The following is a 17601-nucleotide window of genomic DNA, read 5'->3' on the forward strand; positions in this document are numbered from 1 at the left end:
AGCTCTGGCGACGGCTGTTTTACTCCGGAGTCTCGGCCTCGGCACGAACCAGCTTGATATCTGCGCCAGCCGCCCATGCGCCGATATCTTCCCGACGCAATGCCGCCGCCATCATGTCTGGAAACAGATCCGGCGTGCAGGCAAAGACCGGAATGCCGAGGGCGGCCACCGAGCCTGCCATCTTCGGGTCATAACCCGGCCTGCCCTGGTCGGTCAGCGCCAGGAGCACCACGACGTTGACGCCGGAGCGAACGAGTGCAGCAAGCCGCTGCAGCAATTCCTGCCCGTTGCCGCCCTCATAAAGGTCAGTGATCAGCACCATATGCGACTTGGTCGGCCGTTCGATGCGGTCCGCGCAATAGGCCACGGCCTGGTTGATGTCGGTGCCGCCGCCCAGCTGCACGCCGAACAGGACTTCGACAGGATCGCTAAGCTCCTCGGTCAGATCGACGATTGCCGTGTCGAAGCAGACAAGCTTGGTCCGCACCACCGGCAGGGAGGCCATCACCGCCGCGAATATCGAGGCGTAGATTACCGAGCTTGCCATAGAGCCCGACTGGTCGACGCACAGCACCACCTCATCCAGGTCGACCAGCCTTCGCTGTTTGCGCATGAAGCCGACCAGCTTCTCCGGCACGATGGTCTTGTGCTCGGGCTGGTAATGGCGAAGGTTGGCTGAGATCGTACGCGGCCAGTCGATGTCGCGCTGGCGTGGGCGGTTGGTGCGCTGCGATCGGTCGACCGCGCCGCGTATCGCCTCGGCTGTCTTCTGTTCCAGCCGCTGCATCAGCTTGGCAACGATATCGGCGATGATCGTGCGCGCAATGTCCTTGGTCTTGGCCGGCATGACCGAGCGGAGCGAAATCAGGTCGGCGACGAGATTGACGTCGGCCTCGATCGCTTTGAGGAATTCCGGCTCCATCAGCATCTGCTTCAGGTTGAGCCGTTCGAAGGCATCCTTCTGGACGATCTGGACGACCTGTGCGGGAAAGAACGACCTGATATCGCCCATCCACTGTGCCACCCTTGGCGCCGAGCGGCCGAGGCCGCCGCGCCGCTTGCGCGGATCGGCAGCCGCATCGCCGGCACCATCGCCGTAAAGCGCATCGAGCGCCGCGGAAAGCCGCTTGTCGGTGTCGGACAGCGCTGACGAGGTTTCCTCATCGGCACCGATCGCCATGCGCCAGCGGCGCTCCCGTCCGTCGCCGGCTTGGATTGGCTCGCTGATTTCGGCCTCGTCATCCATTGCCGGCCTCGCTCATCAGCAGGGGTCCAAGCCGTTCCAGGTGCCGGCGCCACGCTTCGCCGCCATCCGGAGTCGGCGTCAGTCCGGCAGGCAGCCGTGCGGTGCGGCCGAGCACCGCTTCGATCAACCGTCGCCGCTCCATCGAGTCCAGATGCGAAAAGACCCGGCGCAGCAACGGCAGATGAGCAATGAAGGCCTCTTCGTCGAGGGATGCGAGCCAGGCATCCACCGCACCGCGCAGGCCCTCGTCGTAGATCAGCCGTTGGCCGGCAGTGCTGAAGAAACCCTCGAAGAACCCTGCAGCCTCGGTGACCGGCGTTCCTGGAGACAGACGTCGTGCGATCAGACCGGTTGCCGCGTCGGCTGACAAATGGCCGGCTTCGTAGAGCAGATGCGCGGCACAGCCTGCCACCAGCGCCGTCGAGCGCGATCCATCGAGCACCGCAGCCAGTCCATTGCGCCAGATGTCCAGCACGTCCTGTTCAGGCTCGACCAGACTGATCGCTTCGTCGGCCTTGCGCATGGCGCCGACCAGCGTCGTGGATGCCTGGGCATCGAGGTCGCGGGCGGCATAGGCAAGTGCGATCCCGCCTTCGACGATCAGCCGCTCCAGGAGGCCGGACAGACGGGCGGTTTCCGTCTTGCGAGCCTCGCCGTAGCGGATGATGTCGGCGAGCGGCGGCACCGATGTCAGGATTTCCAGGCATTCGCTGCTGCGCGCCGCCCGTTCCTCCAATGCCGCGAGACCGGCCGCCGACGCTTCCGACAGGTTTGCCGTGATGGCGCCCTGGACCAGTGCGGCCATCGCATCAAGAGACGTCGCCGCGCCGATCATCTGGATCAGCCGGCCATTGGCCGCCTTTTCGATGGTTGGTCCGTAGACCAGGTTCTCGACCAGTCGAACGGCATATTCAGGTTCCCACGACAGCATCCAGCGCTCGCGAAAGGTGCCGCGGCTGCGGCCGCTGTCGGTCAGCTTGCCCCAATGCACGCCAAGCACGGACAGCCGGTGCAGCAAGGTCGATCGAAACAGCCCGCTTTCGCTGCGCAGGTCGACCGACAATTCACGCTCCAGCGCTTCGGGCTTCAGCCGCGCCGCCTTCTGGCTGCGCTGCAGGTCCTCGATCAGCGGCGCCAGCGGCGTGTCCGGCGGAATTTCACCGACATCGGCGCCCAGCAGCAATTCGGCTTCGACCAGCGCCCACAGCAGCGCTTCCCCGTTGAACAGGGCGGCGATCGCGGCGTCACGCAATTCCTCGAACCCGGGCTTTGGCCGTTCACGGATCACAGCCAGCGTGCGGGCCAGCCGTTCGGCTTCGATCAGCGAGGCGGTCGAGACCATGTGCCCCTTGGCCCTCAGGACCGCCGCGATCTTCGCCAGCCACAGGACCGAGGAGTCCCCTTGCCCGCGCGTCTGCCACAGATGCTTGCACCAGCCGGGCGCGACAACGCCGGCGCCATAACCGAAGCCCAGCGCCAGGCGCGGCCCCGTCCACGGCGCCCAGGTCATCATGCTTTTGCGGCGGGCGAGCCCCTTGAGTAGCGCCTGGTCCTCCTTCAGCGGTCGCGTCGCCTGCAGTGCCGGCACATGGAAGGCACCGCAAACGATAGCGATCGGCCCATCGAATTCCTTTCGCGCGGCGGCGATTTCAAGTCGCATATGCGCTTCGCGCTTTGCCTCGAATTCGGCAAGCGGACCTTCGCCTTCGCGCAACGTCGTCATCGCGTCGGCTATTGCCGCGAAGATTGGGCCGGGCTCAGGGTTCTGCTCGATGATATCAGCCCACCAGCTTTCGCCATCTTCATAGCCGGCAGCTTGTGCCAGCGTTCCGATCGGGTCCCGCAGATGCGGCGCCAAGTCAGCCTCAACGCTGGCTTCCGTTCCATCGCTATCGGTTTCCCCCACGGCCTCAATCGGCGCAGTGCGGGCTGAAGACGGCAAATCGATGAAGCGCACTGCCGCATTGTTGGTGACGGCCCAGAGCGTCGCCTGGTACTCCGGCGAGAATTCGGCGAAGGGCCAGAAGCTTGTCGAGGCCGGATCGTCTTCGGGATAGCAGAGCAGCGCCACCGGCGGCTGCATTTCGGGGTGGGCCAGCAACGGCAGCAGCGGGCTGGCGTCGGCCGGTCCTTCGATCAGCACGGCGACCGGTTTCAACTCCTGCAACGCCTGCACCAGGCTGCCGGCGGAGCCTGGCCCGTGATGGCGTATGCCGAAATAGGAAACGTCGCTAAGCGCCATGGCGTCAGATCGCCGCGTTCAAGGCCGCGTAGTAGCCGGCATAGTCTGGCCGCTTCTTGAGCACGGTTTCCAGATACTCCTCCAGCACCAGTTTGTCCTGCACCGGATCCTTCACGATCGCACCGACGAGGCTGGCGGCAAGACCTTCGGCGCCGAGCTTGCCGCTGTCGAACCAGGCCGCCTGGCTGAGGCCGCCGACCATGGTGGCAATGGCTTCGGCCGTGGACAGCGAACCGGACGGCGTCTTCAACGTCACCTTGCCGTCGGCTGTAGCGCCGGAGCGCAACTCGCGAAAAATGGTCAGCACGCGCGAGATCTCCTCACCGACATTCTTCGGCACCGGCAGGTCAAGACCGCCGGCCATCTCGCCGACCCGCTTGGAGACGATCGCCACTTCCTCCGCCATGTCTTCGGGCAAGGGCAGTACGACGACGTTAAAGCGGCGCTTCAACGCCGAGGACAGCTCGTTGACGCCCTTGTCGCGGTTGTTGGCGGTGGCGATGATGTTGAAGCCGCGCTGCGCGTAGATCGAGGTGTTGAGTTCCGGGATCGGCATCATCTTTTCGGACAGCACGGTGATCAGCGTGTCCTGCACGTCGGAGCCCATGCGCGTCAGCTCCTCGAGGCGGCAAAGCTTGCCGTCCTGCATGGCGCGGTAGAGCGGCGTCGGCACCAGCGCGTCCTGGCTTGGGCCCTTTGCCAGAAGCTGTGCGTAGTTCCAGCCATAGCGGATCTGGTTCTCGTCGGTACCAGCCGTGCACTGCACGATCAGGGTCGAATCGCCCATGATGGCGGCGGCGAGATGTTCCGACACCCAGGATTTGGCCGTGCCGGGGACACCCAGCAGCAACAGCGCGCGATCGGTGGCGAGCGTCGCCACCGCGGTTTCCATCAGCCGGCGCCGGCCGACATATTTGGGCGTTATCACTGTCCCGTCGTCAGCCTTTCCGCCGAGCAGGTAGGTAAGGACCGCCTTTGGCGAAAGGCTCCATCCGGCAGGCCTTTGCCGGTCGTCATTGCGCGAGAGCGCCTGCAATTCGGCGGCATAGGCCTGCTCGACCGGAAGACGGATGGCTGCGTTCATTGGCTGTTCTCCGGATTGATCATGTGTCGGTTAAGGTTCGGCCAGCGCTGCGTTGAGGCGCAGAAGACCGAGTGAAGGCGCTGCCGGCGCCATACCGGCCGCAACGACGTCTCCGATCAATTTCTCCGCCGTCGCCGCCGTGGCGAGAAAGCCCATAGTTTCCAGGAGCTGGTCGACGCCTCGCTTCACAGCGTCATCGTTTCCTGCAACAGCGGAGCGAAGCGCCGGGAGCGTCTGGCCGTTTGTCAGGTCGGTCCATTCCAGCCAGCTTGCTTCGAGGCCCTCGGCCAGATTGAGCGCGCCGAGATGTTGCGTGTCCTTCAGGATCGACCTGACCAGGACGCGCTTCCTGCGGCTGTCCAGACGCGCCATGAGGTGGAGGACGAAGAGTGCGGGCTTGCCACCTTCGGCGACAAGCATATCCGCCATGTGCGTCACCGCGGCGTCGCCGCCCGACGCGGCGACCATTCGGGCAACAAGGATATCGGCATTGTTCTCAGCGCCGAATTGCCACGCCCCGATAAACTCGGATTCGGTGGTGCCGAAGCGCGTGGCGAGGTCGACCAGGTTGCAGGTCTCGAACAGTTCGGCGCGACGTCTTTCCTGCGCCGGCGATTTGAGTTTTGCCGGCGTGTAGGTGGTGCGGCGGCGGATGAAGCCGGATTTGCCTTCAGCGATGAAGGCAGCGAGTTCGGCCGTCGGATCTTCCGGCCCGCCATCGCCTGGCGAGCCGTGCTCTCCCAATCTTGCCAGCAACCGGCCAGCGAGCTCGCGCAGCTTGCCGGAACGATCGGCGGAGAGGCTCTTCAGGAACGGCACGTCATCGGCGCCCAGACCGAAGCGCAACAGGTCGACGAGTGCAATCCTGATCTCCGCCGGCTCGCCGGATGCCTTGGTTTCGATCAGCTGCCTAGCCGAAGCCGGTGCGGTGCGGCGCATATCGGCGAGCGCGGTGCGGCGTGCGGCGGGATAGAAGTCATCCCAGTTTTCCACCGTCAGATGCTCCTGGCTTGCAGGTTTTTCGCCGTCCGCGCCTGCCTGCCAGTCGATCCAAGGTGCATAGACGTCCGGACTGCTCTGATCCGACGCGGCTGGCATCCAGTCCATCGGATGCAGCACGAAGCCGCGGCTGGCGACGAGCGTGACCACACGCGACTTGCTTCTTGTGTCGGCGGCATGCTTTAGCGCGGCTCGCAATAGCGGCCGCAGCCGTTCCGGCAGCATCTGCAAGGCGAGTTCGGGCAATTGCGGGCGGCGTTTCAGCGTCTTTGGCGCGGCTGGCCGCAAGGCGATGTCGAGAGCTTGTGCGGCGATCGCCAGCAGCCGGCGTTCGCGCTCGTCGGGGCTGGCACCGCCCGCGATCTCCTTCCACGCGCCCGGAGCCAGGTCGAAGGTGATCCCGCCGGTGATCCAGCAGTCACGCATGGCCGCCAGGCCGGTCTGCTCGATCTCGTTCACGACAGGTCAAGCCTACCGAAACCGCTTTGCGCCGCCAGCAGGTTAAGCCGGCTGCCATTCCAAAGTGCTGCCGTTGCCATAAGGTCCAGCCCAAGCAGCGTTGGATTGACGGTGTCGGCAATCGGCAAGGCGATACCATGCGGATCGCCGGCGGCTTGCCACCAGGCGGCACCCCGATCGTCCAGCAGGATCGCGCCGGGCGGCAGCATGACAGGACAATCGGTGAGCCAAGGGGCTGTGTTCTGGTGAGCAGCATGCGCCGCGAGCGGATCGGCTGTGTGAAAGCCGAAATCGGGCCACTCACCTGTCGGGACGTCGCCCTTCCGGTCCGCCACCAAGGCCCGCAGCGGCTGGCGTGCCGGGTAAAAGACCAACCTGGCATCGAACCGGTCGCCCGGTGTGAAGGCGTTCGACCGGCGACCGGCCGAGGCCGGAAAATAGTCGAGCAAGAGAGCAAATTGCGGGCTCGCGCTCTTCAGGTCGAGGAGCCAGGTCGAATGGCTGACGAGACCGTCACGGCGCGACTCGATCTTCTCGCCAAGCACCTCCCAGACGCTTTCGACCTGTTTGGCATCGGGATTGGCCAGAACCTGCTCACGGCTTTCGGACGTCGATACGAGCCGCCTCAGTTCGGCGTCTCCTGGTGTCGATCGCCAGGCCTTGACCACCAGCACAAGCTTGCCGAGTTCGCGGAGCGCCGCGTCCGGGCGCTCCTCGCTGCGCAGCCCCATCAGCCGTGACGGAATCTCGTCGATGCGGCCGGCAAGCGCTGTCGCCTTCATGTCGACCAGCCGTGCCGCAATCCGGCGGCAACGGTCACTGCTGTTGTCGACAAAACCGGCCAGGCCAAGCCGCAACTGGTCAGCGATCCATTGATCCAGCTCATCCAACGCCGCCGACACCGCGGATTGCGTATCCAGCGTCCGCTTGCGCTGCGCTGCCTCGCGGCGCTCGACCGCAGCGGCGTCCTCGATGTCTGCGCTTTCGTCGTCGCGCGAGGCCTCGCCAATGCTCTTGCCTCCCGCACCGGGCGCTGGCGCCGCCGGCTGTGGCGAGGCCTTCCTGCGGCGGCCGAGCCAATCATTCACCCATTCCGGGGTCGAGCCTGCGGGGGTAAAACTGGCCGGCGTGGTGGCTGCAATCCACATCAGCGCCAAAGTGTGCTTGCAGGGAAATTTCCGCGACGGACAGGTGCATTTGTAGCCATGGTCGCCGGTGTCGACGACCACACGATACGGATTGGAGCCGGAACCCTGGCATTCCCCCCAGAGGAGCCCCAGCTGATCGCTCTTCTCGAGCCGTGGCCAGTTCGATTGCCTGGTCAACCTGGAAGCGGCGCTCAACGACGCCTGATCGGGCGCAAGCGCTTCGATGGTTTTCAAGTCGAATTCCAAGCCGCGCCTCTCGTCGCTCGAACGATACGGGTAGCCAGTATAGATGGCCGTCCATGACGGATTCTTGTAGCAGCAACCGTACAGAGATCGATACAGCTGAACACAATAGTTGCGCCAGTCAATCTGATCCGTCGGCAATGCCATTGCTATCAGCGATGTCTCCCCCGAGAAATTATCTCTTGGCGAGGATAAACGCGCGATATGACTTATTGAAGCGTCCGCGCCGGCTGACCGGCGTGGTCGCGTGCGATGCCGGCTTCGGCATCCTCGGCGCCAAAAGCACGGTCGAGGCCCGTCGCCACGACCGAGACCCTGAAGCGGCCTTCCATGCCCTTGTCGAAGATGGCGCCAACGATGATGTCGGCATCCTCGTAGACCTCTTCGCGGATGCGGGTGGCGGCCTCGTCGACCTCGAACAGGGTCATGTCCCTGCCGCCCGATATCGAGACCAGCACGCCCTTGGCGCCTTTCATCGACACTTCGTCGAGCAGCGGGTTGGCGATCGCGGCTTCGGCCGCCTTCATCGCCCGACCCTCGCCGGAGGCCTCACCGGTGCCCATCATGGCGCGGCCCATGTCGCGCATCACCGATTTGACATCGGCGAAGTCGAGATTGATCAGGCCTTCCTTGACGATGAGGTCGGTGATGCAGCTGACGCCGGCATAGAGCACCCGATCGGCAATGACGAACGCATCGGCGAAGGTGGTCTTGGCATCGGCGATCCGAAACAGGTTCTGGTTCGGGATGACGATCACCGTGTCGGCGCTCTCGCGGAGCCGCTCGATGCCCTCTTCGGCCATCTGCATGCGGCGCCGGCCTTCAAAGGCGAACGGCTTGGTGACGACACCAACCGTCAGGATGCCGGCCTTGCGTGCCGCCTGGGCGATGATTGGAGCCGCACCGGTTCCCGTGCCGCCGCCCATTCCGGCGGTGACGAAACACATATGCGTACCGGCCAGATGGTCCATGATCTCGTCGAGCGATTCCTCGGCCGCGGCGCGGCCGATCTCGGGAAGCGATCCGGCGCCCAATCCTTCGGTGACGTGGGCGCCAAGCTGGATCAGCCTGGACGCCTTCGACATGGTCAGCGCCTGGGCGTCCGTGTTGGCGGCGATGAATTCAGTACCCTGAAGCTGCTCCGCGATCATGTTGTTGACGGCATTGCCACCGCCGCCACCAACGCCGATCACGGTGATCTTGGGTCTCATCTCGGAGATTTCGGGCTTCTTGAACTCGGCCATGCCTGTGTCTCCTTCGCCAATTGCGCGCGCTTCACGACCCACCCGCAGACTGCCTTGAAACCTTGCAATCGAGCGGCATGATGCGAATCACTCCGTTGCGATGGGTAGCCCAAAAAGCCAGACAGCGGCCAGAGGTGCAAGTGCATGCGAGGTCAAGATTTGTGATGACCGTTTTGCACAGCGTGGCAGAGACGCCATATGCCTGACAATCAAGCCGTCGGCCTTGGTGCGACGCGTCGGCTTGCCGCGCAACGATCGAAGCGTCTATCATGTGCTTGATAAGTCGCTGACTTCGGCGTTCTCGCCGGGCTCGGCCACGCAGAATCCCCAGCGGCGAAACCAGCCGGCCGCACAGATTTCTGAACCGATGAAGCAGCGCCCCGCCAATGGCCGACAAAACACAATTCGGGTTGACCGCCGTCGACACCGTTCCCTTGCATGAAAAAGTCTATCTGGAACTTGTGCGGGCGCTGATGTCCGGCCAGTTCACGCCGGGCCAGAAGCTGACGTCGCGAAAACTCGCAAGGGAACTCGGCACCAGCGACATGCCGGTGCGCAGCGCCTTCATGCGGCTGCAGGCGCTGCGGGCGCTCAGCCCGATGCCGAACGGCAGCGTCGAAGTGCCGGCGATATCGGCCGAGCGGTTTTCGCAATTGACCGCGGTGCGGACTATCCTCGAAGGCTCGGCGACCGAACTGGCGACAAAACGCATCAATGGCAACAATCTGCGCACGATCCGACGCCACGCCACCGACCTGACTTTGGCGGCCCGCAAAGGCGATATCGATGATTACCTGCGCAAGAACCACGACTTCAAATTCTCGATCTATCGCCATTGCGGCAACGAGCAGATGATCTTCCTGATCGAAACCGTATGGATGCAGGTCGGCCCTTTCCTCAGGAACCTTGCCATGGGTTTCGAGGATAACCTCGCCTCCATCCTCGACATCGACTTTCACGAGGAAGTCGTCGCTGCGATCGAGGCCCAGGATGGCGAGCGCGCCCGCGCTGCCATCGTGCGCGACATCGACGAAGGGGCCTCGCACATACTGCAGCAGGCGAGATTTCCGAAGGCGAGAAACTGATGCGCGTCGCGTTTGTGCGGATTCGGGCGACGCCACTTGGCTTTCCGGCCTCTTGCCTCTATGTTGCGATCGCAGATCGCGCAATTGGTTTTGAAATGCCTCCCGACATCCCGGCTAGTGACTTGAAAAAATAAGGAAAAGCGCTTGGCGACAGCCAAGTCTGTTTTCCTAAAACTCACAAGCTATTTTTATCAGGGACAGTGCAGCCGGTCAGGTTGCGGCACCTTCGAAAACCAGAGGTCATAAATTGAGCGATGCAATTGCGGACGTTTTGAACTGGCTTGATAGCAGGACCGACATCCAGAGCCTGAGAGCCGCGGTGTGCGACCTCAACGGCATCATGCGCGGCAAGCGCATTCCCGTCGAGCAGGCAAGAAAGGCGCTGGAAGGCAAGCTGCGCATGCCTTTTTCGCTGATCGGGCTCGATGTCTGGGGCGAGGACATCGAAGGCAACACACTGGTATTCTCGACCGGCGATGCCGACGGACTGTGCCAGTGGACGGGGCGCGGCATTCTGCCGGTGGCCTGGACGGCGCATCCGACGGCGCTTGTCCCCCTCTGGCTCGCCGACGAAAGCGGCGCGCCTTATCTCGGCGACCCGCGACGGGCGCTGGCCCGCATCCTCGATCGCTACAAGGCCTTGGGCCTGACTCCGGTCGCGGCAACGGAACTCGAATTCTACCTCGTCGATCCGCAGTCGCAGCGGCCGGTCGGACCGGTCTCGCCGGTGACCGGACGCCGCCTCGATTCCGACGCGGCGCTGTCGATCGACGAGATTGACGACTTCGAATCCTTCATCCATGACGTCTACGAGGCCTGCCGGACGCAAGGCATTCCCGTCGACACGGCCATCGCCGAGAACGGCGTCGGCCAGTTCGAAATCAATCTGAACCATGTCGCGGACGCCTTGCGGGCGGCTGACGATGCGGTGCTGTTCAAGCGCACCGTGAAGGGCATTGCCCGCAAGCACGGCTTTGCCGCCTGTTTCATGGCCAAGCCCTATGGCGACCGGGCCGGCAACGGCTTTCACGTTCATTTCAGCCTGATCGACGGCGAAGGGCGCAACGTCTTCGATGACGGCACCGACCAGGGTTCTGAGACCATGCGCCATGCGGTCGGCGGCCTGCTTGCGGCAATGGCCGAAAGCACGCTGGTGTTCGCGCCGCACTTCAACTCCTACCGCAGGCTGCGCCCGAGATCCTATGCGCCGACCGCAGTCGCCTGGGGTTATGAGAACCGTATGGTCGCGATCCGCATTCCCGGCGGGCCAACCGGTGCGCGCCGCATCGAGCATCGCGTTTCGGGAGCCGACGCCAATCCCTATCTGGTGCTAGCGGCCATATTGGGCGCCGCACTGACGGGCATTGAAAGACAAATATCGCCAGGCGATCCGATCGGCACCGACGGCCAGGGACTTCCGCCGGCAAAGCTGCCGCCGGACTGGGCGTCGGCGATCGCCGCCTTCGAGAGCGGGACGCATGTGGCGGAGATTTTTCCAGCCATCCTGCGCGACTCCTTCGTTGCCTGCAAACGCCAGGAATTGAACACGTTCGCGCTCAATGTCAGCGATTTCGAGATCGAGACATACCTCGAAAGTGTTTGAGGCCCGATTGCCCCAGCGGCATTGGTTCCGGCCGATTTTCGAGCAGCCGCAAAGCACTTGCGGTGGGGTCGCTAACCGGGCATAAACATGATGGTCATGTATTATGGCTGGGATCACAGGACTTGACCTTCGTTGCGCGCATGGAAAGCCGGATTGAGGGCTTTTCAGTCATTGGCGACCTGAAATGGCATGTCTGGGACGGCGTGGTCGCCGACCTCTGGGATGTCTCATGCGGTGACAAGGCCGAAGGCTATTACGTCTCTCCCGACCCCCGGCTGTTCGTCGCGCTCGATGTGGATGGCGATGGCGCTTTCTTCGTCGAAGACGCCAAGGGCGAATTGCGCCGCCACGACCAGGCTTTTTCCATGGCCTACATACCGGCCGGCGTGCCGATCCGCGGCCGGGTCGAGGGGCTGCGGCGGATCCGGCATCTCGACCTGCATTTCGACGCCGCAGTGCTGACGCGCCGCTTCGGCCGCAGCCTTGACCACGAGGCCTTGCGGATGTCGCGCTTCCAGTTTCGCGACGACCGGATCGCCATGCTTGCCGGCCTGATCGCCGCCGAATGCGGCAGCGACCGGCCCCTGCATGATCTCTATGGCGAGGGTCTGCTCAATGCCTTGTTCGCAAGCCTGTTCCAGATCGACCGGCCTGATACCCTTAGGCGGCGGTCGCCGCTGTCGCGCCGCAAGCTGCGCCTCGTCACCGACTACATCGACGCGCATTGCCTGGAAAGGATCCGGCTTGCCGACCTCGCCGCGCTGACCGGCCTGTCCGAAACCGCGATGAGTCACGCCTTCAAGGCGGCGACGGGCGTGCCGCCGCATCGTTGGCAGATGCAGGCGCGGGTCGACAGGGCCAAGGCCATGATGGCGCGTGGCACCGCTTCACTTGGCGACATCGCCGAGGCAACGGGTTTTTTCGACCAGGCGCATCTGACGCGTGTGTTCAAGTCGATTGTCGGCGTGACACCCGGCGCCTGGATGAGGAGCACCAGTCGCCAGTGACATTTCCGCAACATCACACCGCGATGTCCCTCGTTTGGACAAGAATGGACAAACCGCCCAATTCCGTCCAATGACCAGCAGATAAGTTGAGATAAATAATCAGGTATCTCAATATCGACAGGCGGGGACTTTCCTGATGAGCAGAACTTACCTGATGAAGGCGCTTCTGGCGGCCAGCGTCGCCGCAGCCGCGATGATCCCGCCAATGGCCGCGTTGGCGCAGTCGGTGCAAACCAGCACCCAGCTTGAACCGGTGGTGGTCGAGGGCGAGGCCGGCGATGGCGCGACCGGACCGGTTAAAGGCGTCGTCGCCAAAAAAAGCAGGACCGGCTCCAAGACGGCGACCGACATCAAGGATATCCCACAATCCGTGTCGGTGGTCGGACGTCAAGAGATCGACGACCAGGGCGCACAGAAAGTCGACGAGGCCTTGCGCTACACGGCCGGGGTGTTCGCACAGCCCTTCGGCCCGGACAGCGACACCAACTGGCTGTTCATCCGCGGTTTCCAAGCCACGGCTGATGGCACCTACATGGATGGGCTGCAACTGTTCAGCTACGCCTTTGGCGGCTTCTACGTCGACAGCTTCGGCCTCGAGCGAGTCGAAGTGCTGAAAGGGCCGGCCTCCGTACTCTATGGCGGCAGCAATCCCGGCGGCCTCGTCAACTATGTCAGCAAGCGACCGGATGGCAGGCAGCGCTATATCGAGACCGGCGTCAACGATGCCGGCAATGTCTATCTGGGCTTCGACATCGGCGACGTCGACGGCAATGGTGTTGTCAGCTACCGGGTAACGGGCAAAGTCGCCGGCGGCGACACCTACAGCGATTTGCAGAATGGCTGGCGCGGCTTCATTTCGCCCAGCATCACCTGGCAGCCCGACGAGCAGACCAAGCTGACGGTACTGGCCAACTACAGCCACATCGACGAGAACCACAATGGCGGCAGCTTCCTGCCTTACATCGGCACTGTAACGGATCGGATTATCGGCGGCGTGAATTACGGTCGAATCGACCCAGATGCCAATTTTACCGAGCCGAGTGTCGATCTCTACAAGCGCGAGCAAGGTTCGATCGGCTACGAGTTCGAGCACACTTTCGACAACCAATGGACGGTGCGTTCCAACATGCGCCTCAGTGCGGCCTCGATTAATGAAGTCAACGTCTACGCCAACGGGTGGGCGAGCGCGACGCAGCTCAATCGCATCAATTTCGGTCACGATACCGACGCCACGACATTCCTGTCGGACCTGCAGATCGAGGGCAAGGTGGAGACAGGCGCTGTGGAACACACGCTGCTGGCCGGCATCGACTACAAATATTACAACATCGACCAGGTGCAATCGTCGGCGCTCTTCGGCACAACCCCTCCCATTGATGCTTTCGACCCAATCTACGGCGCGCCACTGACGCCACGAGTCAGCTACCTCAATCAGGACTTGACCCAGAAGCAGCTCGGCTTCTACGCGCAGGACCAGTTGCGCTTCGGCGACGGCTGGCTGGTGACGCTGAACGGCCGTTACGACCGTGGCTGGCTCGACGCCGACAATCGGCCGACATATTACTCGGCGAGTTCCAGCACGCAGAACCAGACTGTCGGCGACTTCTCCGGTCGCGCGGGCCTCGCCTATGAGTTTGCCAATGGCGTAACCCCCTATGCCAGCATTGCCACCTTCTTCAACCCGCTCATCGGCACCGACGCCAACGGTAATCTGTTCAAGCCGGAAGAGGGCGTGCAGTACGAAGTCGGCGTCAAATATGTGCCGACCTTTGTCGATGGCCTGTTCACCCTGTCGCTTTTTGACCTGACCCGTCAGAATGTACCGTCGAACGTTACTTTCTTCACGCAGTTGCAAACCGGCGAAGTGCGCTCACGCGGTATAGAACTGGAAGGCAAGGTCAACGTCACCGAGGATTTCCGGCTCACCGGCGCTTTCACCGCCTATGACATCGATATCACCAAGGACGCCAACCCGGCGCTGATTGGCAAGACGCCGTTCATCGTGCCAGAGGTGATGGCCTCCGCCTCAGTCGACTATACTTTTCGTGGCGGCTGGTACGACGGCATCTCGATCGGCGGCGGCCTGCGCTACGTCGGCTCCTCATGGGCAGACAACGCAAACAACAACAAGGTTCCAGCTGTCACGCTGGCCGACTTGAAGCTTGGCTACGACAAGGAGACCTGGGGTGTCGATCTGAACATCACCAATCTGTTCGACAAAACCTATGTCTCCAGTTGTCAGACCACCACTGTCGAAGCCTGTTCTTATGGCGAAGGCCGCTCATTCAAGCTGAAGGCGCATACGACTTGGTAGCCATGTGCCGAATCCGCCAGTGATGATCCATCTGCCCAACAGACGGCAGGTGCTTGCGCTGGCGGCCGCGGCATTGCTGCCACCGGTCGCCGCCAGGGCGGCGGCGATGCGCGTTGCCGCGATCGACTGGGGCATGCTGGAGACGTTGCTGGCGCTCGGCATCGAGCCGGTGGCGGCGACCGAACTGATCCAGTTCCGCAAGATCGCGGTCGAGCCGGCGGTTCCTCAATCGGCAACCGATCTCGGGCTGCGCGGCGCGCCCAATTACGAGCTGCTGCGCATCGTCGCGCCTGATCTCATCGTGATCTCCAATTTCTACGAATACCAGCGCCCGATGCTCGAACGCATCGCGCCGGTGTTTGCGCAAACGGTCTACGAGGCCGGCGTGCCACCTTATGCGCTCGCCGAGGCGGCGACACTGGCCCTGGGCGAAAAGCTGGGACGGCAGGCCGAGGCGAAGCGCTACGTCGATGAGACGGCGGTCGAGATCACGCAGCTTGGCGCCACCTTGCCCCCCTCCCCCGCGCGGGTCTTCGTCATCAGTCTCGGCGATAGCAGGCATTTTCGAGCCTTTGGCCGCGATTCCATGTTCGGCGATGTGCTGACGCGTCTCGGCCTGGTCAATGCATGGACCAACGAGACGAGCTACAGCGCGGCGGCACCCGTCGGACTGGAGGCGCTAGCGCGCGTGCCCGAGGCGTCGATCCTGATCGTTTCGCCACTGCCGGCAGATGTCGGGCGTTCGCTTCCTACAAATGCCTTGTGGAACGCGCTACCCGCTGTCCGCCAGGGGCGTGTTGCTGTGCTGGATCCGGTCAACCATTTCGGTTGCCTGCCATCGGCACGCCGCTTCGCGCGTCTGGCGACGGCCGCCCTTGCCGGGCAGAGCCATGGCTGAGCGCACCATAAGCGATCGCACCGCGACGAGTGCCGCGCTGTCGCCAATCGCCCTGTGGAGCTTCCTGGCGGCGCTGGCCGCGCTCCTCTTCGCATGGCGCGTCGGCATGCAATGGCCGGCCGCACCGCCGGGCGACGGCATTGATCTCGACAGCGTCATCCTGGTCTACAGCACGCTGCCGCGCGCCGCCGTGGCGGTGCTGGCCGGCGCGGTGCTCGGCCTGTCCGGCCTGCTGTTGCAGCATGTGCTGCGCAACCCGCTGGCCGAACCGTCGACGCTCGGTATTTCGGCCGGCGCGCAACTGGCCATGACGATCGCCTCGCTTTACGCACCGCTGCTGATGGAGCGGTCGCAGGGCCTGGTCGCCTTCGCCGGTGGCATCGCCGCGGTGCTGCTGGTGCTGGCATTGACCTGGCGGCGCGGGCTGGAACCGGTCTCCGTCGTGCTCGCCGGGATGATGGTGGCGCTGACCGCCAGTTCCGTGAGCGCGGCGCTGATCCTCGCCAATGGCGAGTACCTGTTTTCGCTGTTCATCTGGGGCGGCGGATCGCTGGTCCAGCAGGACTGGGAGCCGACCATCGCGCTGACGATCAGGCTGGCGGCCGGTGCGGTTGCCGCATTGATGCTGCTGCGGCCGCTGACCATCCTTGGTCTCGACGATGCCTCGGCACGCGGCCTGGGCGTCGCCCGTCACTCAAGCCGCTTTCTCATCATCGCGCTTGCCGTGTGGATGGCGACGTCAGTCGCGGCAGAGGTTGGCGTCATCGGGTTCGTCGGTCTTGCAGCCCCGGCGCTGGCCACGCTTTCGGGCGCCCGCACACTGCGCCAAAAACTGATCGCCGCGCCACTGATCGGCGCCGTGCTGCTGTGGCTGACGGACGGGCTGGTACAGCTGGCCGCCGGTTCCGGTGGCGAACGCATTCCGACCGGTGCCGGCACCGCCCTGCTCGGCGGTCCGTTGCTGCTGTGGCTGTTGCCGCGGCTGCGCCTTTTCGAATGGCCGCATCTCGGCTCCAACGGGGCAGCACCGCGCAAGGCCAGCCGGCCCTGGCTGATCATCCTGCTTCTGTTTGCGCTGGCGCTTGTCGCTGCCATCGCGGCGCTTGTCGTCGGGCGCGGCCCGGACGGCTGGTCTATTGCTGGGGGAGACCTGTTAACCGACCTCGCCGCGTGGCGCGCGCCACGGATCGGCGTAGCGGCTGCCGCCGGCGCCATGCTCGCGGCTGCCGGCGTCGTCATCCAGCGGGTCACCGGCAACCCGCTGGCAAGCCCCGAAGTGCTGGGGGTCGGCACCGGCGCCGGTGCCGGCCTGACAGCCGTGCTGATGGTCAGCGCCACGGCCAGTCTCGGCTGGCAGCTCGCCGGCTCAGCCCTGGGCTCACTGGCGGCCTTGGTTGCCATGCTGGCCCTTGCCGCACAAGCAAAGTTCGGTGCCGAGCGGCTGCTGCTTGCCGGTATCGCCATGAGCGCGCTGTGCAGCGCCGCGATCACCGCGTCGATCGCCATGGGCAACGCGCAGTCCTACATTCTGTTGCGCTGGCTGAGCGGCTCGACCGGCCAGGCGTCGGCGCTCGATGCAGGGCTGGCAATCGCCTGTCTGTTGCCGCTGACGTTGCCGCTGTTCCTTGCCGCCCGCTGGCTGGACATCCTGCCGCTCGGGTCCGACAGCGCACGCGGGCTGGGCGTGCCGGTTGCCGGCGGACGGCTGATGCTGATCGTCGTTGCCGCGCTGCTGACCGCGCTGGCCGCCATGGTCGTCGGGCCATTGAGCTTCGTCGGCCTGATCGCGCCGCACCTCGCCAGGTTGGTGGGGTTTTCGCGTGCCCGCGTCCATCTCGCCGGAGCGATGCTTCTGGGCGCCCTGCTGATGATCGTCTCGGACTGGCTATCGCGCATGGCGGCCTTTCCCTACGAACTGCCCGCGGGCCTGTTCGCTTCGCTGCTTGGCGGGCCGTATCTCGTCTACCTGCTTGCCAAGGGCGTGCCGCGCCAGGGCTGACAGGTGCCGAAATGCTATGAGGTTCTATCC

12 protein-coding genes are annotated in these 17601 nt (G+C 64.0%); 6 read left to right on the forward strand and 6 right to left on the reverse strand.

The annotated features are described in order from the left end of the window. Positions 1–19: 19 nt before the first annotated feature. The 6 genes from NKI21_RS09655 to ftsZ all read right to left on the reverse strand — a co-directional run bounded on the left by NKI21_RS09655 (position 20) and on the right by ftsZ (position 8665). On the reverse strand, positions 20–1246 hold the full coding sequence (locus NKI21_RS09655) for a VWA domain-containing protein (RefSeq protein ID WP_128302412.1): 1227 nt from the start codon (positions 1244–1246) through the stop codon (positions 20–22). Further along, complete coding sequence (locus tag NKI21_RS09660; RefSeq protein ID WP_023808765.1) at positions 1239–3488, reverse strand: DUF5682 family protein; 2250 nt, start codon at positions 3486–3488, stop codon at positions 1239–1241. The genes NKI21_RS09655 and NKI21_RS09660 overlap by 8 nt, the downstream gene beginning before the upstream one ends. A 4-nt stretch (positions 3489–3492) precedes the next feature. Further along, the gene (locus NKI21_RS09665; protein ID WP_352772212.1) at positions 3493–4572 is read right to left on the reverse strand and encodes an ATP-binding protein; all 1080 of its coding nucleotides are present in this window, start codon (positions 4570–4572) and stop codon (positions 3493–3495) included. A 30-nt stretch (positions 4573–4602) separates the two neighbouring features. Beyond that, positions 4603–6030 (reverse strand): DUF5691 domain-containing protein, encoded by a 1428-nt coding sequence (locus NKI21_RS09670; RefSeq protein WP_352751201.1) that lies wholly within the window; start codon positions 6028–6030, stop codon positions 4603–4605. Next, positions 6027–7412, reverse strand: a complete 1386-nt coding sequence (locus NKI21_RS09675; RefSeq protein ID WP_352865404.1) for an SWIM zinc finger family protein — start codon at positions 7410–7412, stop codon at positions 6027–6029. The genes NKI21_RS09670 and NKI21_RS09675 overlap by 4 nt, the downstream gene beginning before the upstream one ends. A gap of 218 nt (positions 7413–7630) precedes the next feature. Beyond that, positions 7631–8665 carry a cell division protein FtsZ gene (gene ftsZ, locus NKI21_RS09680; RefSeq protein WP_023808769.1) on the reverse strand — a complete coding sequence of 345 codons (1035 nt, stop codon included), beginning with the start codon at positions 8663–8665 and terminating at the stop codon, positions 7631–7633. 386 nt (positions 8666–9051) lie between these two features. Between ftsZ and NKI21_RS09685 the strand changes: the two genes are divergently transcribed. From NKI21_RS09685 to fhuB, 6 genes are all read left to right on the forward strand, one after another. Then, on the forward strand, positions 9052–9750 hold the full coding sequence (locus tag NKI21_RS09685; RefSeq protein WP_023808770.1) for a GntR family transcriptional regulator: 699 nt from the start codon (positions 9052–9054) through the stop codon (positions 9748–9750). Positions 9751–9997: 247 nt separating this feature from the next. Next, positions 9998–11353: a glutamine synthetase family protein gene (locus NKI21_RS09690; RefSeq protein WP_127268594.1), complete on the forward strand. Its 1356-nt coding sequence runs from the start codon at positions 9998–10000 to the stop codon at positions 11351–11353. Between the two features lie 122 nt (positions 11354–11475). Beyond that, positions 11476–12360 carry a helix-turn-helix domain-containing protein gene (locus tag NKI21_RS09695; protein ID WP_023808772.1) on the forward strand — a complete coding sequence of 295 codons (885 nt, stop codon included), beginning with the start codon at positions 11476–11478 and terminating at the stop codon, positions 12358–12360. Positions 12361–12496: 136 nt separating this feature from the next. Then, entirely contained in the window at positions 12497–14674 is a 2178-nt protein-coding gene (locus tag NKI21_RS09700; RefSeq protein ID WP_245486018.1) for a TonB-dependent siderophore receptor, read from the forward strand. 22 nt (positions 14675–14696) lie between these two features. Beyond that, complete coding sequence (locus NKI21_RS09705; protein ID WP_128302525.1) at positions 14697–15572, forward strand: iron-siderophore ABC transporter substrate-binding protein; 876 nt, start codon at positions 14697–14699, stop codon at positions 15570–15572. Next, on the forward strand, positions 15565–17571 hold the full coding sequence (gene fhuB, locus NKI21_RS09710) for a Fe(3+)-hydroxamate ABC transporter permease FhuB (RefSeq protein ID WP_352865408.1): 2007 nt from the start codon (positions 15565–15567) through the stop codon (positions 17569–17571). Before NKI21_RS09705 ends, fhuB begins: the two co-directional genes overlap by 8 nt. Positions 17572–17601: the final 30 nt, after the last annotated feature.

The sequence above is a fragment of the Mesorhizobium sp. M0715 genome (assembly GCF_040320355.1).
Taxonomy (GTDB): Bacteria; Pseudomonadota; Alphaproteobacteria; order Rhizobiales; family Rhizobiaceae; genus Mesorhizobium.

Bases quoted from the DNA above. Each gene is read 5' to 3' on its own strand.
- NKI21_RS09665 (WP_352772212.1), bottom strand. From the start codon at position 4,572: ATGAACGCAGCCATCCGTCTTCCGGTCGAGCAGGCCTATGCCGCCGAA.
- NKI21_RS09660 (WP_023808765.1), bottom strand. From the start codon at position 3,488: ATGGCGCTTAGCGACGTTTCCTATTTCGGCATACGCCATCACGGGCCA.
- NKI21_RS09700 (WP_245486018.1), top strand. From the start codon at position 12,497: ATGAGCAGAACTTACCTGATGAAGGCGCTTCTGGCGGCCAGCGTCGCC.
- fhuB (WP_352865408.1), top strand. From the start codon at position 15,565: ATGGCTGAGCGCACCATAAGCGATCGCACCGCGACGAGTGCCGCGCTG.
- NKI21_RS09685 (WP_023808770.1), top strand. From the start codon at position 9,052: ATGGCCGACAAAACACAATTCGGGTTGACCGCCGTCGACACCGTTCCC.
- ftsZ (WP_023808769.1), bottom strand. From the start codon at position 8,665: ATGGCCGAGTTCAAGAAGCCCGAAATCTCCGAGATGAGACCCAAGATC.
- NKI21_RS09705 (WP_128302525.1), top strand. From the start codon at position 14,697: ATGATCCATCTGCCCAACAGACGGCAGGTGCTTGCGCTGGCGGCCGCG.
- NKI21_RS09655 (WP_128302412.1), bottom strand. From the start codon at position 1,246: ATGGATGACGAGGCCGAAATCAGCGAGCCAATCCAAGCCGGCGACGGA.